This is a genomic window from Terriglobus sp. ADX1 (assembly GCF_036877645.1).
Classification (GTDB): domain Bacteria; phylum Acidobacteriota; class Terriglobia; order Terriglobales; family Acidobacteriaceae; genus Terriglobus.
The window spans coordinates 207,722-230,579 of sequence record NZ_JAEDXV010000001.1 but is presented as its reverse complement, the minus strand read 5'-3'; the positions used below and the strand labels follow the sequence as shown (position 1 = coordinate 230,579).

At 57.4% G+C, this 22,858-nt stretch carries 22 protein-coding genes; 11 read left to right on the top strand and 11 right to left on the bottom strand.

Annotated features, from left to right (window positions below; all coding sequences use genetic code 11):
* The first annotated feature begins 5 nt into the window (after positions 1-5).
* Positions 6-1,187, top strand: coding sequence for an efflux RND transporter periplasmic adaptor subunit (locus tag JAO32_RS01040; protein ID WP_334236688.1), 1,182 nt, complete (start codon positions 6-8; stop codon positions 1,185-1,187).
* A 7-nt stretch (positions 1,188-1,194) separates the two neighbouring features.
* Positions 1,195-2,958, top strand: a complete 1,764-nt coding sequence (locus JAO32_RS01035; RefSeq protein ID WP_334236687.1) for an FUSC family protein — start codon at positions 1,195-1,197, stop codon at positions 2,956-2,958.
* Here the strand turns inward: JAO32_RS01035 and JAO32_RS01030 are convergent.
* Together JAO32_RS01030 and JAO32_RS01025 are read right to left on the bottom strand one after the other, a co-directional pair.
* On the bottom strand, positions 2,955-3,905 hold the full coding sequence (locus tag JAO32_RS01030; RefSeq protein ID WP_334236686.1) for a carbohydrate kinase family protein: 951 nt from the start codon (positions 3,903-3,905) through the stop codon (positions 2,955-2,957). The genes JAO32_RS01035 and JAO32_RS01030 overlap by 4 nt on opposite strands.
* On the bottom strand, positions 3,905-5,110 hold the full coding sequence (locus JAO32_RS01025) for an SIS domain-containing protein (RefSeq protein WP_334236685.1): 1,206 nt from the start codon (positions 5,108-5,110) through the stop codon (positions 3,905-3,907). The genes JAO32_RS01030 and JAO32_RS01025 overlap by 1 nt, the downstream gene beginning before the upstream one ends.
* 155 nt (positions 5,111-5,265) lie before the next feature.
* Here JAO32_RS01025 and JAO32_RS01020 point away from each other — a divergent pair, with 155 nt between their 5' ends.
* The gene (locus tag JAO32_RS01020; RefSeq protein WP_334236684.1) at positions 5,266-6,315 is read left to right on the top strand and encodes an amidohydrolase family protein; all 1,050 of its coding nucleotides are present in this window, start codon (positions 5,266-5,268) and stop codon (positions 6,313-6,315) included.
* 124 nt (positions 6,316-6,439) lie between these two features.
* Here the strand turns inward: JAO32_RS01020 and JAO32_RS01015 are convergent, their stop codons facing one another.
* From JAO32_RS01015 to rfbF, 3 genes are read right to left on the bottom strand one after another with little or no spacing between them, the layout of a single operon-like run.
* Complete coding sequence (locus tag JAO32_RS01015; protein ID WP_334236683.1) at positions 6,440-7,621, bottom strand: diphosphate--fructose-6-phosphate 1-phosphotransferase; 1,182 nt, start codon at positions 7,619-7,621, stop codon at positions 6,440-6,442.
* A gap of 48 nt (positions 7,622-7,669) precedes the next feature.
* Positions 7,670-8,746, bottom strand: coding sequence for a CDP-glucose 4,6-dehydratase (rfbG, locus tag JAO32_RS01010; RefSeq protein ID WP_334236682.1), 1,077 nt, complete (start codon positions 8,744-8,746; stop codon positions 7,670-7,672).
* 19 nt (positions 8,747-8,765) lie between these two features.
* Positions 8,766-9,536, bottom strand: a complete 771-nt coding sequence (gene rfbF / locus JAO32_RS01005; RefSeq protein ID WP_334236681.1) for a glucose-1-phosphate cytidylyltransferase — start codon at positions 9,534-9,536, stop codon at positions 8,766-8,768.
* Between the two features lie 225 nt (positions 9,537-9,761).
* On the opposite strand from rfbF, the gene JAO32_RS01000 reads away from it, so the two are divergent.
* From JAO32_RS01000 to JAO32_RS00985, 4 genes are all read left to right on the top strand, one after another.
* Positions 9,762-10,616 carry an RNA polymerase sigma factor gene (locus tag JAO32_RS01000; RefSeq protein ID WP_334236680.1) on the top strand — a complete coding sequence of 285 codons (855 nt, stop codon included), beginning with the start codon at positions 9,762-9,764 and terminating at the stop codon, positions 10,614-10,616.
* 27 nt (positions 10,617-10,643) lie between these two features.
* The gene (locus JAO32_RS00995) at positions 10,644-11,048 is read left to right on the top strand and encodes a hypothetical protein (RefSeq protein ID WP_334236679.1); all 405 of its coding nucleotides are present in this window, start codon (positions 10,644-10,646) and stop codon (positions 11,046-11,048) included.
* 54 nt (positions 11,049-11,102) lie between these two features.
* Complete coding sequence (locus JAO32_RS00990) at positions 11,103-11,891, top strand: DUF3106 domain-containing protein (protein WP_334236678.1); 789 nt, start codon at positions 11,103-11,105, stop codon at positions 11,889-11,891.
* Positions 11,892-12,067: 176 nt separating this feature from the next.
* The gene (locus JAO32_RS00985; RefSeq protein ID WP_334236677.1) at positions 12,068-13,714 is read left to right on the top strand and encodes a hypothetical protein; all 1,647 of its coding nucleotides are present in this window, start codon (positions 12,068-12,070) and stop codon (positions 13,712-13,714) included.
* A gap of 113 nt (positions 13,715-13,827) precedes the next feature.
* On the opposite strand, the gene JAO32_RS00980 is transcribed toward JAO32_RS00985, so the two are convergent.
* Complete coding sequence (locus JAO32_RS00980) at positions 13,828-14,817, bottom strand: glycosyltransferase (protein ID WP_334236676.1); 990 nt, start codon at positions 14,815-14,817, stop codon at positions 13,828-13,830.
* 373 nt (positions 14,818-15,190) lie between these two features.
* On the opposite strand from JAO32_RS00980, the gene JAO32_RS00975 reads away from it, so the two are divergent.
* A complete protein-coding gene (locus JAO32_RS00975; RefSeq protein ID WP_334236675.1) occupies positions 15,191-16,483 on the top strand; it encodes a TlpA disulfide reductase family protein in 1,293 nt (430 codons plus the stop codon).
* On the opposite strand, the gene JAO32_RS00970 is transcribed toward JAO32_RS00975, so the two are convergent.
* A complete protein-coding gene (locus JAO32_RS00970) occupies positions 16,480-16,950 on the bottom strand; it encodes a flavin reductase family protein (RefSeq protein ID WP_334236674.1) in 471 nt (156 codons plus the stop codon). The genes JAO32_RS00975 and JAO32_RS00970 overlap by 4 nt on opposite strands.
* Positions 16,951-17,159: 209 nt before the next feature.
* On the opposite strand from JAO32_RS00970, the gene JAO32_RS00965 reads away from it, so the two are divergent.
* Entirely contained in the window at positions 17,160-17,624 is a 465-nt protein-coding gene (locus JAO32_RS00965; protein WP_334236673.1) for a MarR family winged helix-turn-helix transcriptional regulator, read from the top strand.
* Between the two features lie 174 nt (positions 17,625-17,798).
* Positions 17,799-18,734 (top strand): segregation and condensation protein A, encoded by a 936-nt coding sequence (locus JAO32_RS00960; protein WP_334236672.1) that lies wholly within the window; start codon positions 17,799-17,801, stop codon positions 18,732-18,734.
* 4 nt (positions 18,735-18,738) lie between these two features.
* Here JAO32_RS00960 and JAO32_RS00955 read toward each other — a convergent pair whose 3' ends face one another.
* Genes JAO32_RS00955 through JAO32_RS00945 form a run of 4 tightly spaced genes read right to left on the bottom strand, consistent with a single transcriptional unit; the run spans position 18,739 to position 21,478 of the window.
* Entirely contained in the window at positions 18,739-20,331 is a 1,593-nt protein-coding gene (locus tag JAO32_RS00955; RefSeq protein WP_334236671.1) for an MGH1-like glycoside hydrolase domain-containing protein, read from the bottom strand.
* Between the two features lie 39 nt (positions 20,332-20,370).
* On the bottom strand, positions 20,371-20,712 hold the full coding sequence (locus JAO32_RS00950) for a DUF2442 domain-containing protein (protein WP_334236670.1): 342 nt from the start codon (positions 20,710-20,712) through the stop codon (positions 20,371-20,373).
* On the bottom strand, positions 20,702-20,911 hold the full coding sequence (locus JAO32_RS19980; protein ID WP_443082567.1) for a DUF4160 domain-containing protein: 210 nt from the start codon (positions 20,909-20,911) through the stop codon (positions 20,702-20,704). Before JAO32_RS19980 ends, JAO32_RS00950 begins: the two co-directional genes overlap by 11 nt.
* A 45-nt stretch (positions 20,912-20,956) precedes the next feature.
* Complete coding sequence (locus JAO32_RS00945; protein WP_334236669.1) at positions 20,957-21,478, bottom strand: O-acetyl-ADP-ribose deacetylase; 522 nt, start codon at positions 21,476-21,478, stop codon at positions 20,957-20,959.
* Between the two features lie 97 nt (positions 21,479-21,575).
* Between JAO32_RS00945 and scpB the strand changes: the two genes are divergently transcribed.
* Positions 21,576-22,856, top strand: a complete 1,281-nt coding sequence (gene scpB / locus JAO32_RS00940; RefSeq protein WP_334236668.1) for an SMC-Scp complex subunit ScpB — start codon at positions 21,576-21,578, stop codon at positions 22,854-22,856.
* Positions 22,857-22,858 lie beyond the last annotated feature (2 nt).

Below are 22,858 nucleotides of genomic sequence, written 5' to 3'. Positions count from 1 at the left end.
ACGCCATGCCGGAATCAACGTTTCCCGTTCGACGCATTGGATACTTCATTGCCGCTGCTGCTGTTGTTGTGCTGCTGATTGCCATCTGGTCTGTGGACCACAATCCACGCACAGATGATGCGACGGTGCGCGCTAACGCCATTGCCTTTGCACCCGAAGTAGAAGGGCGACTTGTGGCGCTGAATGTTCAGGACAACCAGACGGTTCACAAGGGCGATGTGCTGTTTCAGATTGATCCTCGCCCATATGAATACGCGCTTCAGCAGGCTCGTTCAGAGCAGGCTTCGTTGGAAGGCCAGATAGACGATGAGCGCAGGCGCATTGCCACGGAGAAATCTGCTGTTGGCACGGCACAGGCCGGTGTTGCTGGTTCGCAGAGCAACATTTCCGCGGCCGAAGGCTCCGTGCTGGCAGCAAAGGCTTCTGTTGAACACGCACGCGCTGCGCAGATTTCCGCGGATGCGCAACTGAAGTATGCGCAGAACGATTTGGATCGCATTGCGCCGCTGCTGGAGAAACATTACGTCACAACGCAGCAGGTGGATCAGGCGCAGACTGCGGTTCGTGTGGCGCAGGAAGCAAGTCATCAGGCTGCGTCGCAACTGTTACAGGCACAGGCGCAGGAGAAGATGGCTATTGCTTCCAAACAGGCGGCAGGAGCGAATCTGCAGGCTGCGCAGTCAAAGGTGGGCGAGGCACAGCACGCGGTAGACACGCTGGATACGCTGATTGCTCAACGGCCAGCACGCGAAGCGAAGGTGCATCAAGCAGAACTAAATCTTGCATGGACCAGTGTTCGCGCACCGTTCGATGGCTACGTTACGAACATGAATATCTCGCAGGGTGCGTATGCCCATGTGGGAGCACCGATCTTCACGCTGATCGACACAGGTCACTGGTGGGTGTTGGCGAACTATCGTGAGTCGAAGCTGAAGCATATTCGTGAAGGGCAACACGTAGACGTGTACCTGATGGATCAGCCGAGTCGTCGTTATGACGGTGTGGTGGATAGCGTAGGGCGCGGTGTGTTTCCTGAGGATGGTGGCACGATCAATGGTCTACCGAATGTGGATCGTACGTTGAACTGGGTGCATCTGTCTGCTCGCTTCCCTGTTCGTATTCGTGTGCTGAATCCTGATCCTGAAACATTCCGCATTGGCGCTACGGCGATCACGGTGGTTCGTTAAGAAAACTATGAGCCGCTTTGAGCGAATCTTCGGCGTCATCCGATCCGAACTGCAGTCGTATCCCGGCCGTATTTCTGGATCGTTGCAGGACACGCTGTGCATGGTGACGGCGCTGGTACTGGCCGACACACTACGTGTTCCCGGTATTGGTCTTGCGCTGGCTCTGATTCTGATGCTGCAGCGCGAAAGCCCGGGCGTAACTCTGCGCAACACACTTCAGATTTGGGGCGGCGCGGCGGCTTCTTCACTGTTGTGCTTTGTGTGGGTACAGGTCACAGATGGAACGGAAGTATTCCGTTTTATCGGATTCCTTCTGCTGGTATCGTTCTCTGGCTTCTGCATGACGGCAACGCGCGTGCCGCTGTTCTTCACCATCTTTGGTTTCTACGGATTTGTGGCTCTGTCTGCGTGGGATACGCATCGTTCCGCGAATGCGATTGTCACTGCAACGCTCTACAACCTGGCATCGCTTGCGTTGGCGTTGGGGACGGCGAGCGCGGTTAATTTCCTGCTACGAACGCGGCATCCTGTGGATGCACTTGCTGAGGAGTTGACGAAGCGAATCAAGCTGCTGGCCGCATTTCATCGCGAACAGGCAGAGATGCCGCGAAAGGTCGGCATGACTGCTTTGCATCATCAGTTGGTGCAATACGGTCAGGCTGGTGACCTGAAACTGAATCAGCTTTATGAAGAGGTTCGCAGCAGGTTTCCCAGGCGCATGCCGCCGGGTGTTCACTTCCGCATTGGCGTGCTTGCGCGTGTGATGGAAGAGAGCAATCTTGCCGGCTTTGACACTGACGCAAATGCAGCGGAGGCGCATCTACGCATTGCAGAACAGTGCGACTTTATTCTTGATCAAAGCCTGAAGAAGCCCGAACCACCTTCTGAGGACGCACCGGAACGATTGCGCCGCATCTTTACCGAGTTGAATCTTTACTGTGATGTGGCCCAGGAAGGCGTGACGATTCGGCATGATACTCCCGCGCCGACGAGAAGTTTCCGGTTCTTTCACTCCGATGCTTTCACTTCGCCGGATGCGGCGCTGTATGCGCTGAAGCTCACGTTGAGTGCAAGTGTTTGCTACGTGCTTTACAACGCGGTGGCGTGGCCGGGGATTCTGACCTGCGTTGTGACCGTGCTTTTTACGGGACTGACTTCGACCGGTGCGATGAAGCAGAAGCAATTGTACCGCTTGTTTGGCGCAGCGATTGGTGGTGCACTGGCGATTATTGTGGAGTCACTGCTGTTTCCGAATATGGACTCGATCACTTCGATGGTGCTGGTTACGGGTTCCGTCTGTCTTCTATCGGCGTGGGTTTCACGTAGTCCTCGTATTGGATATACGGGCGTGCAAATTGCATTTGCATTTTTCATTACGGATCTTGCAGGTTTTGGTGCGGCAAGCCAGATTGCACCGGCGCGTGATCGCGTGATCGGTGTGGCACTGGGCATTCTTGTGATGTGGTTTGTGTTTGACCAGATATGGCCTGTGCGCACGTCGCACGCGCTGGAAGCGATACGCAATCGCGTGGTCCACAATGCGGATGCGATGACTGCATCCGCAAAGGCTTCCGCCGTTGCTGCAATGCGTGCGGAGGTATCTGCTGATCTGGCGACCATGCAAACGCTGCTGCAATCTGCATGGTTTGATTTTGGCAAGGGTTACCGCGAGGAACTGGTACGCAGCAGCCGGTTGGGGCGCGAGACGGAGGCGGCTGCTGCACGCTTCTACAGCAATATGCAGCAGGCGCTGGAAAGCCATTCGCGTTAGGCCTGCGTGAGGCCTCCGTTAGCCGCGAGGAAAGAATCGAGCAGGGCTTTGTCACGGAAGGCCTCTGTGCCACCGGAACGCTGCGTTGATAGAGCGCCGCAGATGTTGCCGCAACGCGCAGCAGCCGCGGGTGACATGCCGCGAAGATAGCCGAAGAGAAATCCTGTGTTGAAGCTGTCGCCTGCGCCGACGGTATCAAGAGGAGTGACTGGCACTGGCGCGATTTCCTGTACAACACCAGCGGAGCAGATGAGTGCTCCACGGCTGCCACATTTCACTGCGACGAGCGGCACAATGTTTCCGAGCACTTCAATCGCGGCTTCCGCTGATGTGGTGCGCGTCATGCGGCTAGCTTCATCTTCATTGGGCATGAAGATATCCACGAGAGGAAGCACTGTATCCAGAAGCCCCTCCCAACGGTCGTCGGGATCGTCATTCGTGTCGAGAGAGACGGTGAGTCCTGCAGACTTCATGCGACGAAAGAGTTCTGGCACATCAGGGCGAAGCGCAGTTTGCAGATACAGCGAAGAAAGATGGAAGTGGCGCGCGTTGGATAAGTAATCCAGATTGAGATCGGCCAGCGACATCTTCGCCATAGTGCCGGGATAGGTGAGCGTGTGGCGCTCTTTGCCATGCGGCAGCATCAGCGTTACGCCTGTGCTACAGGCATCGGTGTGCCGAACGCCCCCCAGGTCGACACGTGCCTCGCGCAAGCGTTGCAGAGCGATTTCGCCCAGCGGGTCTGGCCCAACGAGTGTTGCCATGGTGACAGAGGTACCGAGCGTGGAGAGGTTGTGCGCGAGAATGGCGGACGAACTGCCCAGTGTCATGGCGAAGTTGTCGGCAAGCAGTTCTCTTTCACATGGCATGACTTCTGGCAGGCCATAGAGTACGAGGTCGAGGTTGATTTCACCTGCGATGGCTACATCGAAATGTTTGTTGCTCATTAAACCTGCTCCGCTGCTGCGCCGTGAAGCTGAAACTTCTGCACTACGCGATTGATGACGCCGCTTTCAGAAGGCGCGTCTGGTTTTAAGCCTTCGTGCATGCAGCGATAGAACGCGAGTACCTGTCCTGCGGCGACGTGAAGCAACGAATGGAATGCTACGGATGTTTGTGAGAAGACTTCATGCTCAATCACGATGTCTTCTTTCTGAACCAGATCACGCGGCACTGCGAAGCCGATGAAGATCTTTGCTGCGCCCAGCTCTTTCGCATTGAGTTCGCGGATGAGGTCTTCTTCGTATGCACGGGCAAGTGGGTCAGCAGAGAGGAAGCATATGATCAATGCGTCTTTATGAATGGCGCTCATGGGGCCGTGGCGGAGACCAAGGTATGTTTCTGCCACGGTCATGACGCGGCCCGCAGTCATCTCTGTCATCTTCAATGCGGCTTCGCGTGCTGCGCCGAAGGTGGCTGGATCTGCAAGATAGAAGACGCGTGAGCATGTTTGCAGCGACGGTGCGCAGAAGCTTTCGAATGCTTCGGCAAGGATGGTTTCTGCAGCTGTGGCAAGCTTTTCGGCAGAGGACACATAGGCTTCTGTATCGGCGTGCGATGCCATGCCGATGGCAGCGAGCACCATGTTGGTGAAGCTGCTGGTCATGACGAGGCTGCGGTCGTTGGTGCATGCATCCAACGTGAGAGCCTTCAGACGGCCGTCGTGGGCTGCGGCTTTGGCAAGTTTGCCTTCTGCGTTACATGTGATGGCAAGCTGACGTATCCGTGCATCGTCATGCAACATTGCCTGCAATGCGCCAGCGCTCTCAGGGCTGTCACCGGAACGCGCAAAGTGGATCATCAATGCGGGACGCGATTGCGGCAGCATGGAGATGCTGTCTGTCAGCAACGCGCCTGATCCGATGGATTGTGCGGTGACGGAAAACAAGCGTTGAAAGGCAGTGCGTGCGCATTCCGCAGCATATTCGGAGCTGCCGGAGCCAGTAAGAACGACAGCCTGTAGCCCATCGAGCATGGCAGTGTATTGCGGTAGCGCAGCTTTCACTCTGCTTGCGGTTTCACGCCATGTTTCGGGCTGTTGCAGTATCTCTCGCAACGTGTCGCGCAGTCCGTCTTTCTGTTCTGCCTGCTGAAGTAACTCTGCGATAGCGGATGATTGCGACCACGAAGATGCGTTGCTGCCGGAAGACAATGCGGTGACTCCAAGAGCGGAATGGGCTCATTGAGCATGAGCCGCTCAGGAGCAAGGATAACGCAGCACAGCGCATAAGACTGCGTAGCGCATCTGTTGGTGTATCTGCTTTACTTACACTTGCCGCGACAGCAGGCTGGAGGACGAGCGCATCCATGACGGAGCAGGACAAGTTTGTTGCATTGGTGAGTGCTACTGCGGAGGTTTCGCTTCCACTGGGCGAGTTTCAGCCGAAGTCTACGCTTGTGACACCGGACAATACGCCTTTGATGCCGCGCTTTCCTGTGATTGATTATCACAATCACCTGGACTCTATGCAGCCTGAAGATGTACTGCGCATCATGGATAGCTGCGGCGTGGAGCATGTGATCAATATCACGATGAAGGTGGGCGATGAGGCCATTGCCATCCTTGATCGTTACCATTCGGCATCGCCCCGCTTCTCAAGCATTGGATGGATGGACTGGTCTGGTGTGGAGCGTGATGACTTTGTGAGTGTCACGATGGATCGACTGCATCGGCTTGTGGATCATGGCATTGTTGGCATCAAGTTCTGGAAAGACATGGGGCTCACCATTCGTGGCAAGGACGGTAATCTGTTGCGCATTGATGATGAGCGATGGATTCCGATCTTTGAGGAATGCGAAAAGCTGCAATTACCGGTGATGTTTCATACGGCTGATCCGACGGCGTTCTTTGATCCGATTGATCGTTTTAACGAGCGTTATGAAGAACTGGCGGCTCACCCGGATTGGGGATTCAGCAATTCTCCGGTGTCAAAACGAGCGTTGCTGGAGCAGCGCAATCGCGTGATTGCACGGCATCCCGGCATTACGTTTGTGGGCGCACACTGCGCGGAAAGCAGCGAGGACCTGGGCTACCTGTGCGAACAGATGGATGCGTTACCAAACCTGATGGTGGACATCAGCGCGCGTGCTTCTGAGTTAGGACGGCAACCGTTCCGCGCTCGCGAGTTCTTCTTGAAGTATGCCGACCGCATCCTGTTTGGCAGCGATCTGCTGCCGGAGACAGAGATGTATCGGCTGTATTACCGCATGTTGGAAACAGCGGACGAGTACTTCCCCTATCCTTCGCATGCTTCGCGACAGGGGCGATGGAACATCTATGGCCTGTCGTTGCCAGATGACGTTCTGCGCAAGGTGTATCGCGAGAACGCGTTGAAGCTGTTGCCTAAGCTTCGTTAAGAAACGAACCGGGGCTAAAGCCCCTTGGTGGCGTTTTATTTCAGGGGCCTAAAGACCCCTGCTCCCACCTTCTTTACTTGTCATCTTCTTACCCGCTTCCGCCCTTTGCACTTCTGTACAGCAACTACTGCACAGGGTGGCCGCTGAGCGATGCAGGATGTCGCTGCAGCGGCCCGACGATGGGGCGCGCGTATTCGAGGAATGCATCGTTGACGGCGAGGCCATCGTAGCGTAGCCACTCCTGCGGTATGGCACGGTGCTGGCCTGCTACTTCTGTAAGCGGCAATAGTTCAAAAGCTGGATCGCTTCCCACAGGGCGCAGAGAAACCATGCACCCGCTGGATCCTGCGGCCAGTGCGCGAACGCATTCACGCCCTGTCAGTTCTGCATCCGCACGGTCTTGCGCGGAAACATACGGCGATGCAGACCGAGCGATGAGACCGGGCTTTTCGCTACGGCAACGAAGACCGAGACGCTCTGCCAGCAAACCGGAGAGATGCTGCGCGACGCCGCCGATCAGTGGACGCAAGGGTATCTTGCCACCAGAGGGTGGCAACTGCTCAAAGACGGGCGTGCCATCGGCATAACAGGTTCCCTCCGATACGACGGCGGAGGCCCAACCGATGCGCTTCACCGTGGCGTCGATGCGTTGTAGAAAGTCGTCCATCACAAAGGGAATTTCCGGGATGCAGACGATGTGTGGTGCATCGTCAGGATGCTGCTTTGCCAGCACGGAAGCGGCGGCCAGCCAGCCGACATCGCGCCCGAGCGTTTCCATGATGGAGACGGGTTGCGGCAGGGCTTGCAAGTCCATGGAAAGGTCAACCATGGACTGCGCGACATAACGAGCGGCGCTGCCAAAGCCGGGGCAACGATCGGTTGCACGGATGTCGTTGTCGATGGTCTTCGGCGCGCCCATCACCTGGAGTGAAAAACCGCGTGAGGCACAGAACTCAAGAAAGCGGTGTGCTCCGCTCATGGTGCCGTTACCGCCAAGAAAAATCATGTGACCAATGCCATGCGATTGAAGCGCCTTGATGCAATGGTCGAGGTCTTCCTCAGCGGGTTTGAACCGCGAGGTGCCGAGTGCTGCGCCGGGGCTGAGGCGGATGCCTTCCAATGCGTCTGGTGTGAGCGACGTGAGGTTGATCACATCGCCAGAGGACAGGCCCTTCATGCCGAAGCGAGCACCGTAGATGTTGCTGAAACGAAGCTGCTGCGCTTCGTGCACAATGCCTGCAAGGCTGGCGTTGAATACAGCGGTTGGGCCGCCGCCCTGCACAATCATCAGACCGTCGAAATGCATGGCTTCCATGCTACGACGCAGAAGGCTGTGCGAACAGCGCTGATGTCGTTATTGCAACGCTTCATACGCTTCGATTTGCTGCAGTGTGTAGCGCTGCATGTCCTCACCGGCTGCGTGAGCGCGGAACCAGTCGAGCGTCCAATCCAGCGCATCGGCAAGATGAAGATGTGGACGCCAACCGAGTTCGGCACGCGCACGGCTGGAATCGAGTTTGAGATACCCCGCTTCATGCACACCGGCGTCTTTGTCCAATACCCACCTGGTACCGTTGGACCAGTTTTTTGCCAGATGATCGGCGATCCATGACACGGGGCGCGCGTCATCGTCGCTGGGGCCGAAGTTATAAGCCGTTGCGTAGCGCGTGGCGTCTGGTTGCAGAAGATGTTCGGCAAGGCGGATGTATCCCGCCAGTGGTTCCATCACGTGTTGCCAGGGACGGACGGCATGGGGACGGCGGATGAGAACCGGTTCGCCTTTGAGGAAGCCGCGCACCAGATCAGGAATGAGACGATCGTCTGACCAGTCACCGCCGCCAATCACATTGCCTGCTCGTGCCGTTGCTATGGCGACGTGATGCTCATTCCACTTCTCGATTGGGAAGTAGGACTGGCGATAGGCCGCAGACACAAGCTCTGCACATGCCTTTGAGCTGGAGTATGGATCGTAGCCACCGAGTGGATCGTTTTCCCGATAGCTCCAGAGCCATTCCTTGTTTTCGTAGCACTTGTCCGTGGTTACCGAAACAACAGCGCGGACGGAAGGCGTGCGCCGCACTGCGTCTAACAAACGAGCTGTCCCGATCACATTGGTTTCGTAGGTGCCGATGGGATCGACATAGGAAGCGCGCACCAGAGGCTGCGCCGCAAGATGAAAGACCACCTCCGGCTGAAACTCCGTGATGGCCTTTTCGAGCTGTTCGCCATTGCGAATATCACCACGCACGTCTTCCACGCACGAAGGGATGCGCGCTGCTTCCAGCAAGCTGGGGTTCGTGTAGGGATCAAGCGCGTAGCCGCGCACAGTAGCGCCGAGCCGAGTGAGCCAGAGAGCAAGCCATCCGCCCTTGAAGCCGGTGTGGCCGGTCAAGAAAACGCGGCGTCCTGTCCATTTGCTACTTGCTGTCACGGATTCCCTTTCGCGTTTCTTACCAGGTCTTCCAGGGAGCCTTGCCTGATTGCCAGAGCTCTTCCAGATGCTGCTTTTCGCGCAGCGTGTCGACGGCGTACCAGAAACCATGATGCTTGTATGTGTGCAGGTCGCCACGTGAGACGAGCGTTTCAATCGGCTCGCGCTCGAACATCTGCGCGTCGTCGGTGATGGTGTCCAGCGCGGATGGTTCCAGCACGAAGAAGCCGCCGTTGATCCATCCGCCTTCGCCGGAAGGCTTTTCATGAAACCCGGTGACCTGTGTTCCGTTGAGCTGAAGCGCGCCGAACCGCGCCACGGGCTGCACACTGGTCAGCGTTGCCAGCTTGCCATGCTGCCGGTGAAAGGCGAGTTCTGCGGTGAGATCCACGTTGGACACGCCATCGCCGTAGGTCATGAAGAACGGCTCCTCGGGATTGAGGTATTTGCGGATGCGTTTCAGGCGGCCACCGGTGCCGGTGCCGTCGCCCGTGTCTACCAGCGTGACTGTCCAGGGCTCCGCGATGGAGGCGTGGACGGTCATCTTGTTCTGCGACATATCGAAGGTGACGTCCGAGGTGTGCAGGTAGTAGTTGGCAAAGTACTCCTTGATGACGTAGCCCTTGTACCCGCAGCAGATGATGAAGTCGTGGATGCCGTGCTGCGAATACATCTTCATGATGTGCCAGAGGATAGGGCGGCCGCCGATCTCCACCATGGGCTTGGGCCGCACGGACGTTTCCTCTGCAAGGCGGGTGCCTAATCCACCCGCAAGAATGACAGCCTTCATGTGATCTCGATCCCTTGAAGTCTGATTGTATGCCCGGCCAGAAATGTGACTGGGTTGCCTGTATCTCAAACATTACATTCAGGATTTTGCAGAGAGTAGTTTGGCGCTTTCGACGCATCTTACATCTGGAATTCATACGTATTCGGCTTTGCACTTTTCCAGGGCGGCCGCAAACAGGTACAAACACAGGAGATCAACGCGTCGTTTTTCAGAACGCGGCAACGCATGAATCGCCGACAAAGCCACCATCCCGAAGAAGACGAGCCACTCCACGACCACGAAGTCCGTGAGTCGGAGGACGAACTGGGCTCAACTGACGCGGAAGAGGTTGCGGAAGAGATAGAAAATTCCCCGGAAGCGCAACAATCTGACCCCGATGGTGTCGGAGAAGATATGGGCACGCTGGCACTGAATCCGGGAATGCTGGGCGGTGCGGAGGTCGATCAGGACGTCCGCGGTAAGGGTCTGGCGGCTGATCTGAATGCCGTAGCCACGAATGGCAAGGCGTCCGAGACAGGCGATGCGGACATCATGCTGCGGTTGAAGGCAGGCGAGCTGGACTGCTTTGAGTACCTGATGAACAAGTATCGCCGCCCGATTGTTCACTTCATGTTCCGCATGGTGCATAACCAGGCGGTGGCGGAGGAGATGGCGCAGGAGGTGTTTCTGCGGGTGTATCGTGCCCGCGAGACCTATCGCGCTGAAGCCCGGTTCACGACGTGGCTGTATCGCATTGCCACGAACCTGGCGGTAAACTACGCCCGCGACACGAAGAACGAGCGGACCGCTCCGACCATCCACCTGGATGAGCCGGATCCGGAAACCGGCAGCATGCATGACGTGGCGGACGTAACGCCCAACGTGGAAGCCGACCTGCTGCGCGACGAACGGATGAAGGCGATCAAGGCCCACGTGATGGCCCTGCCGGAACGCCAGCGCATGGCCGTGCTGATGCACAAGTATCAGGAGATGGATTACAAGCAGATTGGCGCCGTGCTGAAGTTGAGCGAGTCTGCGACGAAGTCTCTGCTGTTTCGCGCCTACCAGACGTTGCGCGAGCGACTTAAAGAGTTTGTGTAACGTAAGTAAGGTTTGAGGGATATTGCGATGTTTTCTGCCAAGAAAAATTCGGTGAGCGATGAGCAGGCCATGAAGGAGATGATGGCCCTGCTGGACGACTGGAAGGCTCCGGAGCCGTCGCCGTGGTTTGACGGCAAGATGATGGCACGCTTCCGAGAGGAGACGCAGCGACCGCCGGAGAGCCTCTTCGCGCGTCTGCGCGATCGCTGGCTCTTTGGCAACAGCAGCTTCATGAAGCCGGTTATGGTGGGTTCGCTTGCCCTGCTGCTGGTGGGTGTGGGTGGCGGATACCTGGAGATGACACATCTCTCCGCACCGCAACATCCTGCTTCCGTTTCAGCGACCGTGCAGGACCTGCAGATTCTGGATAACAACGATCAGGCGATCCAGGGCATGAGCCAGTTGCTGGATGATGATTCCCCACAGGGATAAACCAACACTTTCACTATTTGCTGTATATAACTGCAATAACGGATGATGTAAGACATGACACCGCTTAACCCCAATGCCACTTCCAAGCTGCGGCAGACTGCCGTCGCGGCCTTGTTTGTGGCGTTGGGGATGACCTGCATGGCGCAGGGAAAGCACGGTCAGGGGCCTTCTGGCGGTAGCGCTCCGCATGCACCGAGCTTTGGTGGTGGGGCTCCTCATGTTCCGAACTACGGTGGCGGTGCTCCCCGTACGCCGAACTATAGTGGCGGCTCGAATGGCGGCTATGGTGGTCGTCCGGGCGGCATTCCGCAGCAGGGTGGACAGCAGCAGGTGGTCGGTCGTCCCGGCGGCAATGGTTTTGCGGGACAGTCTGGCCAGGGTGCGGTGATTGGGCCGCAGCGGCCACGCGGCGAGCACCTGGACCAATGGATGCAGCAGCACCAGAACATGAGTCCCCAGCAGCAGCAAAGAGCTTTGCAGAAAGAGCCGGGATTCAACCAGCTTCCCCAGCAGATACAGCAGCGCATGGTGGAACGTTTGAATCGACTGAACAGCATGCCACCCCAGCAGCGGGAGAAAGTCATTCAGCGCGGCGAGGCCATGGAGCGCCTGTCACCGCAGCAGCGCACGCAGGTACGAGGCGCCATGGGGCAACTGAGTTCCTTGCCAGATGATCGTCGTCGTGCCGTGGCGCGCAGCTTCCGCGAACTGCGTTCGATGCCGCCAGAACAGCAGAACCAGATGTTGAATTCGCCCCAGTATCGCCAGCAGTTCAGCGATCAGGAACGCGGAACGCTGGGCAATCTGCTGTCCGTGGCGCCGATGTTGCCGCAGAATCAGTAGGGTATGCAAAGATAGAAACAAACATTGATGGCTAATCCTGCCTAATGCAATCAGAACCAATAGTGCAACCAGCGCCAACTGGTGACAAGGTGATAGAGACAAATCGCCGGCTGCTGGCATTCGCATGTGCTCTGGCTTTGCCTTTACTCGCGTTGATTATCTGGCCGGTCGCTGAGATGGGTCTCGATGATGACTGGTCTTATATTAAGACCGCTCAGGTTCTCTCCCAGACTGGCCATCTTGTCTACAACGGGTGGGCGACCGCGATGCTTGGATGGCAGCTGTACTTCGCGGATTTATTCATCAAGCTGTTTGGTTTCTCGTTCACCGCAGCACGTTCCACGACCTGGATTATCGCAACCGTCACCGCGTATCTGGTGCAACGCTGCTTTGTACGTTGCGGCCTCCGCCAACGGAATGCCACTATGGGTACTCTGGCGGTAGTCCTTTCTCCCCTCTATCTTGCCTTGACGTTTTCGTTCATGACGGACATCGCAGGTTTTTTCTCCATCGTGGTCTGCTTCTATGCCTGTCTTCGTGCCGTACAGGCTTGTACCAATCGTTCCGCTCTAGCGTGGATCGCATGCGCTGCGATGTCCAGTACGATCTTCGGCAGTTCGCGGCAGATCGCCTGGCTTGGCGTTCTGGTGATGGTTCCTTCCGCCGTATGGTTGCTGCGCCATCGCCCTGGCATGATTCGTTTTGGACTGGTGCTTTACTTCTCATGCATCGCAGTAATCTTCGCCTGTATGCACTGGTTTGGACAGCAACCATACGCAGTGCCCGAACCGATTCTCGCAGGACACATCAATAGATGGCTGCTTGGCCGCGCAGCGGAAAACATTCTGCGCGCCATCCTGGATGCAGCACTCTTCCTGCTTCCGATATCGGTGATTTTTGTTCCGGTATTTCCATACAAAAACCAACGTGCGATCTGGTTCGCAGCAGGTGGTGGCATCCTGTCCACACTGCTTGCACTGACACTGATGCACAACAACACGCTGTTGTCATGGCTTCCGCCTTACACCGAGACGACTGTCACCCGCTTTGGAATTGTCTCGACTGCGGGATCGATATTCCACGGTGATCGTCTCGTCGTCCTACCGCCCACGATCTGCCTCCTGCTTGCAGCCGCCATCGTCATTACGACGCTCAGTTTGATAGCGCTCCAGATAACGCCGGTCCCAAGGGCAATGCCCACGCCTGTTTCCTTCAGGCAGATGTCCTGGCAACAACTTGGTGTATTGGTTGCACCCTTCTTTCTCGCCTATATGACGCTTCTGCTGCCACGCGCCTGTTTCGGTGAGATTCTGGATCGTTACCAACTTCCATTACTGTTTTTTGCTGTGCTTGTGCTCCTGAGGTTTTATCAAGAGCAAGTGCGTCCAGACGTAACATACGCCAGCCTGTTACTGATTGCTCTCTTCGCGGGATGGAGTATCGCATCGCTGCACGATCTGTTTGCGACACGCCGCGCCAGCCTGATGGCAATCGCTGAGATCCAGTCAGCCGGAGTCCCTCGAACTGCCATCGATGGGGGATGGGAGTTCAACGGATGGACTCAAATCGACCACACCGGCTTTGTTACAGATCCGCGCATCCGAAACCTGGGCGGATCGTCCCCCCAGCCGAAACCTTCACATCCTGCCGGTTGCCCACCAGTCATGGGATTTCTGTACCCAGCGGTTTCGCCAAGGTATGCACTCGCGCTCGATCCGACAGTGTGCGGCGGAAAAGCTCCTTTCGCACCAGTCACCTACAAAAACTGGCTTCGTCCACGTTCTTCCACCATCTACGTTATCTGGACAGAAACACCGAGATAGCACCCAACCACGCCCCTGAGACCCGTGCGTTATCTCTAAGCTGGCAGATGCGTGGCAAAGCAGTTGAAGTGGCTCTGCACACGATTCGAGAAGAACCTCAGTACCCAGTTAAATCAAGAGGCCGGAATCGTTGTCGGATACCGTCCGACGATCAGTTCCCGAGACGCGACGTATGGCTTGTAATCGACATAAGGCAGCGTCTGCCGCTGTACCCGACTGTTGAGCAAAATCAGGATCGATGACAGCGTGGTGAATAGAACCTGCAGGAAAATGATGACGATGCCGAATGTGACCGTTGTTGCCCAGCCCGGCGTCGCATACAGAGGGGCGAATACGCGCAGAGAAAGTACCGTAGCAATCAAGACCACTGACAAGGTCACAAGGCCAAATGTGAGCAACATCAGGCGAACCAGAATCGTTTCCGCATAGACCGACATCCCGCTCAGTCCATGCAGAATCAGCGAAACATAGTTCATCTTGGATGTCCCGGCATAGCGCGTGCCTCGATCGATTGGCACCATTTCAATCGGCAACCTTGAGCGCAGCAAGGCGGCGGCGAGATTGTTCCAGAGATCGGAGATCATCACCAGCCGTCGCGCGTAGCCGCGCGAACTCAGGGAGAAATTTCCAAAGTTGATTTTTTTGCCCGTGACCACGCGAAAAACCGTTTTGTAGGCGATATAGGACAGTCGAAAGGTCAGGTCTTCATGCCGTTTGCGGCGTTGGGCTACGATACAGAAATCCTGCCGAGAGCCAGCCTGACGCAGCAACGTTGCAATCTCTTCAGGGGGATCTTCTCCATCACCATCCATGACGAGTATGGCGTCCATATCGTGGTCCGCGACCGCTACGCAGAGGCCGATCGCGATCGCGCGCTGATGCCCGACATTTGCCGCAAGATGGACAATCTCCACGCCGTGGAGATTGGTCAGCAAGGTCAAGTCCTGCAGCGCCGCGTTGGCGCTCTCGGTCGATCCGTCGTCCACAACGGTTACAAATATCTCTGGAGAAAGACTTTTCGACAACTGGTCCATACGTCTTAGCAGAACATTGAGCGAAGACCAATCGTTGAATACCGGGACCACCACACAGAGATTTTTCATATTTTTCGGTCATCCTATACTACGCACGTGGTTTCACAATGACCGCTCCAGGTTCGGCAGTCCCTTGATCTCGATCGGAGTCAAGATCGTGCTGATAGTGCTCTGACTCACAAGATAGCTGACAAAAAATGCATCAGTTGACTATGTTTCCGCACAACGACTACCCTAAGGAGGTGACATACGCTGTCCAAACCTGTTGTTGCCGCCGCTGCTGTTCGTAGCTGAGCGCCGGGTCTTCCCTGTTTTTCCCTTCCTGAACCAAGCGCCGCTGCGAATTTCCCCTCCTCCGGGTTCGTGCGGCGTCTGAGTCGTACCAATCTGCGAGCCGGAACGCCGCCAGTGCGCATCTACTGCCTCTGGAGATCCAAGTACGATGAACGCCCGTTATCTTTCCGTCCTGCTACTGGGAGCCACACTGGCCGCCCCCTTTGCCGTGGCACAACGTCCGGCGAAGCACTGGGCTGGGATCGCCGTGGTAACCAACAACGGTGACGACATTACGACGAATGTCCCGGTGGAACTGGACCTGTCCGCACCTGCAAAGAATGGCTCGATTACGGGCACGTTTTTGAATGGCGATCTGCGCTCGCCGTCCAGCCGCGGCACCCTTACCGGATCGCACCTGAAGCTGCAGTTCCACTCCTTTGCTCGCACGCTGGAAGGCGACATTCATGGCGACACGTTCACCGGAACGTTTGGCGGTGCTCGCATCAAGAAGCCGTATACCGTAACGCTGCACCGCGATGCGGATGGCAAGCCTGCGACGGTGTTTGCTGCGGCGTCGAAGGCTACGGGATCGGCCAAGGGCACTGCCATTAACGGCACGTGGGAGATTGCCTTGCCCGCCAAGAGCGACAAGGGCGAAGACGCGTGGACGATGGCCGTTGCGCCCTTCCGTGGCGATGGTGAAATCCGCGTGGTGATTCAGCGGATCGACGGTGACAGTGGCGCGCTGTTCGGTCGGTTTGATGAGGCTGCAGGTGAGTACCACGTGAGCCGATTTGGTGATTTCGGCGCCACCGCTTACACCATTCGTCCGAATGCGGATGGCACGCTACAGGTGATCAATCAGCGTGATCCGAAGGAGAGCAGCGTGGCTCGTCGGCCCGAGGAAGCACGCAAGGAGAAGCTGGCGCCTCCGACGGAAGCGACGGAGCAAACGACGTTGGTGAATCCTGCGGAGCCTCTGCGATTCCAAGGACCGAACCTTACCGGACAGATCATCACCAGCACTGATCCGGAGTTCAAGGGCAAGGTGGTGATTGTGGCCATTGGCGGAAGCTGGTGCCCAAACTGCCACGACGAAGCACCTATGCTGGTGGAGCTGTACAACAAGTACCATCAGCGCGGGCTGGAGGTTGTCGACCTTTCGTTTGAAGAGGGCGACCAACTGAAGAACCCCGAACGGCTGCGCGCGTTTGTGACGAAGTACAAGATTCCCTACACAGTGCTGCTGATGGGCACGCCCGATGATCTGAACGACAAGCTGCCGCAGGGTAAGAATCTGAACGCGTGGCCCACGTCGTTCTTCATTGGCCGCGATGGTCTGGTGAAACAGATTCACGCAGGTTTCAGCGGGCCCGCGACAGGACAGGCTTACGTGGATCTTCGCAAGGAGACGTTTGCACTGGTGGAGAGACTGCTGGCGGAGCCTGCGGCCCGCTAACCAATCAGGTCTTCTAACGAAACCGCATTTGCGAATGAGCCGTTGCGCCACAGCAGCGGCTCATTTGCGTTTGGGGAGAAACGGATGTCCTCCACAGCGCCGATGAAGACGGTGTGGGTGCCGTAGTCCACAGATGCTTCTGATCGGCAGAAGAGAGTGACCACCGCATCCGCCAGGTATGGCACGCAGGTGTGGTGCGTCTCCCATTCGCCCAGGGTGAAACGTTCTTCTCCCTGTAGCTGGCCGCTGAAGGGCAGCACCAAACTGGTGTGGGTGTTGGAGAGCAGGTTGACGCTGAAGCGTCCACTGCGCTGGATTGCCTTCCACACACCAGCCTCACGGTTCACTCCAACAGCGAGTGATGGAGGGTTGGCTGCGACGCTCATGACGGCTGTGGCCACCATGCCCGCTCGTCCATCCTGATCGCCTGCGGCCACGATGGTGACCGTTGCCACCAGACGGCGCATGGCTTGGCGAAAGCCTTCTATGAGCTCTTGGGATACGGAGAGGTCGGACCTTCGGTTTGCGTCAATCTCAGTCATTTCAAAGGGCGGGAACCGGCAATCGCACGTATTTACGCCTAACGATTGCCATTGTAACGAGAAGCGATGTAGTGTGTTCTGGGTTCGGGTGTGTGGTTCTCTTTTCCCCGAACCTGTTGGGAGTTTTGCAGCACATGCGTAACATCACGCCTACGGTACAAAAAACGGTCAAACTGGCCGCCGAACTTCGCCCCTCCATTCTTCGCCTTAGCCGTCATCTTCGCCGGGAAGCTCTCCGCGGTGGAAGCTCATCTGTGGATATGCAACTGTTAGGCACACTTCGGGAAGAACCCGGCCTGGGTGTGTCAGAACTGGCAGACATGGAGCAGATGAGTCGTCCGGCGATGAGCGCCCATATCAAACGGCTGATGCAGTTGGGTTATGTTCAGCGGGAAACCGCAAAGGGAGAGGTGGATCGCCGCCGTGTGGGGCTTTCCGTCACTCGAACCGGAACACAGTACCTTCGCGCGGTAAGTGAACGCCGCGCGGACTGGTTAGCAGAACGCCTCTCCGAACTGGGGGCTGAGGAACGCACCGCGTTGGATCGCGCGACGAAGTCGTTGAAGTTGATCCTGGAGTCCGCAGGCGAACCCGTTTAAGGAAGTCCACGCCGCCGCCGAGGATGCAGCTTTGCATTCTCGCAGCAAAACTGCATCCCGCGCAGCGGTCTGGCAATCCCCAATTCTCCTTCGTAGCGAATTTCTCTGAGTTTCGTACCCGGCTTTCCTCAGCCTGACGGGATGCCTTCAGGCCGGTTGGGTGATACTGATGTCGTGAGCGACACGACCGCAGAATTGGAACAGGAACAGCCCGAAGCGGCTGAGGAGCAGGCTGCACCCGCAGCAGAGCCGCTGGTTCTGCAATCGCCGCCCGCGCCCGAGCCGCCCAAACCGGCGAAGAAGAAGGAAGCTGCGCCCTCAAAGGAAGAGGTATCGCAGTCGCCGTTTCTGCTGACCGTGGGCAAGGTTTACGAAGGCCCGCTGGACCTGTTGCTGGACCTGATCCGCAAACAGTCCATCGACATTTACGACATCCCGATTGCGAAGATCACCGCACAGTTTCTGATGTACACGGAACAGATTAAGCAGACGGATGTGGACTCCGCAGGCGACTTTATCTACACCGCCTCACTGCTGATTCACATCAAGAGCAAGATGCTGCTGCCCCGCGAGGCTTCCGGCATTGCGGCTGGCGAGATCGAAGATCCTCGGCGTGAGTTGGTGGAACGCCTGCTGGAGCATGAACGCTTCAAGGCGGCCGCGCAGATGCTGATGCAGAAGCAGCAGATTGAGGATGCGACGTGGACGCAGCCGGGTATCAATGAGTTCAAGGAACAGGCCAGCGCGGAACGCGAGATTGCCGCGGACACCACGGATCTGGCGCGTGTGTTCCAGGAGATTCTGGAGCGTCTGCGCAAGCGCCCTGTGCTGAACGTGAACGAAGAGACGGTCACGGTGGCGCAGATGATTGAGTACACCAAGCGCCGCCTGATTCTGGAAGACAAGCCGACCAGCCTGCGCCGTCTACTGCAGAACACACATTCGCAACAGGCACTGATCTGTATGTTCCTGGCGATGCTGGAGCTGGTGCGACTGCAGGCGATCATGCTGCGCCAAGGCGACAAGTTCGGCGACATCCTGATTAAGAAGACCGACAACTTCGACGAAGTCCTTGCGCATCAAGAACGTATGCGCGATGACTGGAGGTAATGCTTTAACGCTGCATGGGCCTCATGCGGTTCGGCGTTACCACCTTCCGCTCGTTCGGACGTAGTGTCAGATGAACGTTAGCGCGCCCCGGTGCAGACATTTCTACAGCGCTTTCCTGTTCCGAGATACCGACGAGAGCCCGGAGATTTCCGTTTCCATCTGTGATCACTCGGACGCCGTAACTGGTCACTATGGCGATGGTTCTTTCATCGATCGATAGCCTTGCGGCACCAGCAACGTAACGAAGATCCACCTGATTTCCGTTGTCGCACTTCATCGTAAACACGGCATCTTCGGCTGCAAAGTGATTGCAGCGCACGTTCCACCACAGTTCGTCGCCTTCTTCATGTACGCCGACGAGTCGCCATGTGTAGGTGATCATGACGAGCGCGGATGGCGAATAGTTTGGCGCTTCTGCTTCGGTAATTGCGCCACTGACGGGGTCAATCTGCTGACGGAAGGTGCCATCGCTCTCCAATGCCGCGCACCACGCGTCCATCATTTGCGCAAACTCTGCCGAGCGGCCGTAGTGATCCATCCAACGCGGGGCGCGCATGGCCGTGAGCGATTGCGATGCTCCACCCCAGGAGTTGCGCGGGATGGGACGCACAAAACTCGGCTCGTCCATGGCCGAGGACGGCAGCGGGTACGTGGGCCAAAAACCATCTTTGCGATGGATCTGTTTCTCCCATAGCGTGTCGAAGAGTGTCTGATCCGGCACATGTTCGCTGCAGACGCGGGCGAGGATGTCGCAGTTGATTTTGACGAATTTGTTCTGCGCGTCGAGGTCGTAAAACGCGTGGTCTTCTGCGACGTAAAGCTTCTGCAGAATCAGGTTGCGCAAGGTTGCAGCGTGCTCTTCCCACCGGGCGGCATCGTCGTTTTTGCCGAGGGCCTTTGCCATGGCTGCGAGCGCGACTCGGGCGCCGTATGTGGTTGCGGAGAGGTCTGGGCATAGCCGTGGCAAGGAGGGATTCGTGGGCATGTTGCGCGCGCTGCCATCGGGGCAGTTGTTGCGCATGCCGCGCCAACGCGGGCTGTTGTCCATGCCGGTGTCGTAGGTGCAGAATCCCTCAACGAGGCCGGTGCCGCGGGTGTTGCGGTACTTCATGAGCCAGTTGTCCCAGCGGGAGCAGGAGGAGTATGCCTTCTCCAGCAACTCCTGATCGCCGGTGGCTTTTGCGACATCCCATGCGGTGGCGGCGATGGGTACCACCATTTGAATCTGCGCCCAGCCGGGCTGGTCGACGTTTGCCTTGTTGTTTGCGGGAAGCTGTCCGTCCACTGCCTGAAGCGTGAAGAAGGTCAGATGGCTGTGCCGCGCCACATCGGGCCGGAACTTGCGATAGAGCAGCGATTCATGCGGTCCGCACTCCATCCAGATGCCGAGATAGGACGATCCTTCAATCAATACAGGACCGGGATAGCGAGGCATGACGCGGACGTTGCCTGCGAGTACGGTGAGGGCTTTGTCATACGTCCGCTGCCAGCGTGCGTTGGAGGTCTGATAGACCGGAGCATCGTCTGCCAGAGCGAACGCCGGACGCGCCGTGGCCAGCACAGCCGCTGATCCCGCAAGGAATTCACGCCGATTCATGCGGCTAAGACTAGCAAAGTTCAGCGAAGGGATGTGTTGTTAGGCAGCGCGGCTCTTCTTCTTCGCAGTAGAAGCAGCAGTGCGCATCCACTTCTGCGTTCCGAAGATTCCCTGAAAGATTCCGGGCAGATAAAGCCCTTCATCCAGTACGGGAAAATAAAGGGCATAACCGCCGGGAAGAATTTCAATGGCCTGCAAAGTGGACTTCGATTTCCCCTGAAGAACCTGCGTCTGCTCTGGATTGATGGCAATTTCCAGATGATTGCTAAGGGTCACCAGCACACGATGCAGACGGGATTCATAGCGCGCAGCCACGGCAAATGGAACGGCTTCACGCATCTTTTCCATACGCTTGCCAGCCGCAACAAACTCACTCGCCATGCAAATTCCTCCACGCTGTACACAGAATATCCAGATTTTCGTTGAGCACGCGGGCGATTCGGTTCATCTCACGCTGTGAGCCGCGCATGCGTTCCCGCAAACGCACGGGCCCCCTCGGACATTGCAATAGAAAAACGAAGACGCTATCCGGGCCGAAAACATGTACGTGCGCAGGGCCGTGATCTTCGGTAAAGATCATGACGCGATACGCGCCGAATCGAAGCACGGTGGGCACAGAGCGATCTTACTTGAGGAGATTGCAGTAGATGTCGTGCGTCTCGTCGTTGTAGGCGCAGAAGATGACTTCCTCCACGCCACTGCCGTCGATGGCTTCGTTTACTGTTGCCACGGCGATGCGGGCGGCGCGGTCTGCCGGGAAGCGGTAGATGCCGGTGCTGATGGCAGGAAAGGCGATGGATCGGACCTCGTGTTCACGGGCAAGTCCCATGCAGCGGCGATAGCAGCTTGCGAGAAGCGCCTCGGCACGTTCCTCTGCTGCGGTTCCTCCGCGCGCCACGCTCCAGACGGGACCGACGGCGTGGAATATCCATTTGGCGGGTAGGCGGAATCCGGGTGTGGGTACGGCGTCGCCGGTGGGGCAGCCGCCAAATTTTGCCGTTGCTGCCAGCAGTTCCTGCGCGCCAGCGGCGCGGTGGATGGCTCCGTCGACGCCTCCGCCGCCCTTTAACTGCTGATTTGCGGCGTTTACGATCGCGTCCACCTGCAGGGTGGTGATGTCCGCCAGAATGCTGTCTAACCTGCCCAAGGATCGTCCTCCCCCTCCCCCTTGGATGCGCCAATGCAGGTACACTGCTTTGAGGCCGCTGTGCGCAGTCGCCGAACCCTTTAAGCCCTGAGAACGAATGAGTCTTAAGTCGAAAATCGAAGCCGTCATCTACGCCTCGGAAGAGCCCGTTACTCTTGCCCAACTTGTTGGCCTGCTGGCCGGCGAGGCACAGGACGAGCTGGATACACTTGCCGCCGACCAGGCGACGCTGCCGCTGGATGAGGGCGATGTTGAAGTCGCTCTGTCAGAAGAGATTGGCGGAGAGGTCACACCGGCTGAGGCGATCGAAGTTTCAGAGGCGGTAGAGACTGCTCCCGAAGACGAAGCGGCACCCAGCGAAGAGATTGTCGCTGCAGAGGAAGCCCCTGTCTCTCCGTCAGAGCAAACTGCAGAAGAGTCTGCCGACACTACGCCTTCCGAAGAGCCGTCTTCTGAAGTGTCCGCCGAAGCCGCGCCATCCGACGAGCAAGCGTCGGAAGCTGCTGCGTCGGCTGAAGTGTCTTCCGAGGAAGACAAGCGCATTCAGCGCGACCGCGAAAAGGCTGTGCGTGAACATATTCGCCGCGTGGTGGATGCGCTGATCCGCGAGTATGCCGAGAGTGATCGCGGTATTGAGATTCGTGAAGTTGCCAGCGGTTATCGCATGGGCACCAAGCCGGAGTATCACGACGCGGTTCGTGGCTTTGTGAAGAGCCTGAAACCGCCTTTGAAGCTGACGCTTCCCGCCCTGGAGACACTGGCTGTTGTGGCATACAAGCAGCCCGTAACGGCAGCGGAAATCAGCGAGATTCGTGGCGTGGATTCGGCTGGCGTGCTGGGTGGATTGATGACGCGGAAGCTGATCGCCACTGCGGGTCGTAAGCAGGTCATCGGGCGTCCGATGCTGTACAAGACCACGCGCGACTTTCTTCTGCGCTTTGGCCTGAAGGATGTGAACGAACTTCCGTCGATGGAAGAGTTCGAGCGCATGGCGGGCGAGCTGGTTGAGCAGGAAGACCTGCCGATGGAATCGGCCGACGCCATCATTGAAGAAGCCAATGCTCGTGGCGATGCGGAGATGTTGCGCGAAGCCGCCGCTGCGGAAACTGGTGCTGAAGCTTCAGAGGGTGAAGAGGAAGCTGTCGAAGCTCCAGAAGAAGCTCAGGCTGAACCAGCTTCGGAGGAAGAGGAGCACCTCGCCTCACAGGACGAGCAGCAGGCCGAAGTCGCCGCCAACGAAGACGAGAATGCTGCCGCGCCGGAAGAATCCGAGGCAGTAGTGGATGGTTCCGCAGAAGTTGTCGCGGAAGAGATCGCAGTCGTTTCTGAGGAAGAAGTTGAGGAAGTGAAGCAGGACGGCGAAACACAGCCGTCCTGATC

What these genes read in the sequence shown, in the direction of transcription:
- JAO32_RS01035 (WP_334236687.1), top strand. Translation starts at nt 1,195, where the DNA reads ATGAGCCGCTTTGAGCGAATCTTCGGCGTCATCCGATCCGAACTGCAG.
- JAO32_RS00950 (WP_334236670.1), bottom strand. Translation starts at nt 20,712, where the DNA reads ATGGCGAGTGAGTTTGTTGCGGCTGGCAAGCGTATGGAAAAGATGCGT.
- JAO32_RS00985 (WP_334236677.1), top strand. Translation starts at nt 12,068, where the DNA reads ATGGGTCTCGATGATGACTGGTCTTATATTAAGACCGCTCAGGTTCTC.
- JAO32_RS01040 (WP_334236688.1), top strand. Translation starts at nt 6, where the DNA reads ATGCCGGAATCAACGTTTCCCGTTCGACGCATTGGATACTTCATTGCC.
- JAO32_RS01020 (WP_334236684.1), top strand. Translation starts at nt 5,266, where the DNA reads ATGACGGAGCAGGACAAGTTTGTTGCATTGGTGAGTGCTACTGCGGAG.
- JAO32_RS00965 (WP_334236673.1), top strand. Translation starts at nt 17,160, where the DNA reads ATGCGTAACATCACGCCTACGGTACAAAAAACGGTCAAACTGGCCGCC.
- JAO32_RS01030 (WP_334236686.1), bottom strand. Translation starts at nt 3,905, where the DNA reads ATGAGCAACAAACATTTCGATGTAGCCATCGCAGGTGAAATCAACCTC.
- JAO32_RS00990 (WP_334236678.1), top strand. Translation starts at nt 11,103, where the DNA reads ATGACACCGCTTAACCCCAATGCCACTTCCAAGCTGCGGCAGACTGCC.
- rfbF (WP_334236681.1), bottom strand. Translation starts at nt 9,536, where the DNA reads ATGAAGGCTGTCATTCTTGCGGGTGGATTAGGCACCCGCCTTGCAGAG.
- JAO32_RS00995 (WP_334236679.1), top strand. Translation starts at nt 10,644, where the DNA reads ATGTTTTCTGCCAAGAAAAATTCGGTGAGCGATGAGCAGGCCATGAAG.
- JAO32_RS01015 (WP_334236683.1), bottom strand. Translation starts at nt 7,621, where the DNA reads ATGCATTTCGACGGTCTGATGATTGTGCAGGGCGGCGGCCCAACCGCT.
- JAO32_RS01000 (WP_334236680.1), top strand. Translation starts at nt 9,762, where the DNA reads ATGAATCGCCGACAAAGCCACCATCCCGAAGAAGACGAGCCACTCCAC.
- scpB (WP_334236668.1), top strand. Translation starts at nt 21,576, where the DNA reads ATGAGTCTTAAGTCGAAAATCGAAGCCGTCATCTACGCCTCGGAAGAG.
- JAO32_RS00970 (WP_334236674.1), bottom strand. Translation starts at nt 16,950, where the DNA reads ATGCGCCGTCTGGTGGCAACGGTCACCATCGTGGCCGCAGGCGATCAG.
- JAO32_RS00975 (WP_334236675.1), top strand. Translation starts at nt 15,191, where the DNA reads ATGAACGCCCGTTATCTTTCCGTCCTGCTACTGGGAGCCACACTGGCC.
- JAO32_RS19980 (WP_443082567.1), bottom strand. Translation starts at nt 20,911, where the DNA reads ATGATCTTTACCGAAGATCACGGCCCTGCGCACGTACATGTTTTCGGC.
- JAO32_RS00955 (WP_334236671.1), bottom strand. Translation starts at nt 20,331, where the DNA reads ATGAATCGGCGTGAATTCCTTGCGGGATCAGCGGCTGTGCTGGCCACG.
- JAO32_RS00980 (WP_334236676.1), bottom strand. Translation starts at nt 14,817, where the DNA reads ATGAAAAATCTCTGTGTGGTGGTCCCGGTATTCAACGATTGGTCTTCG.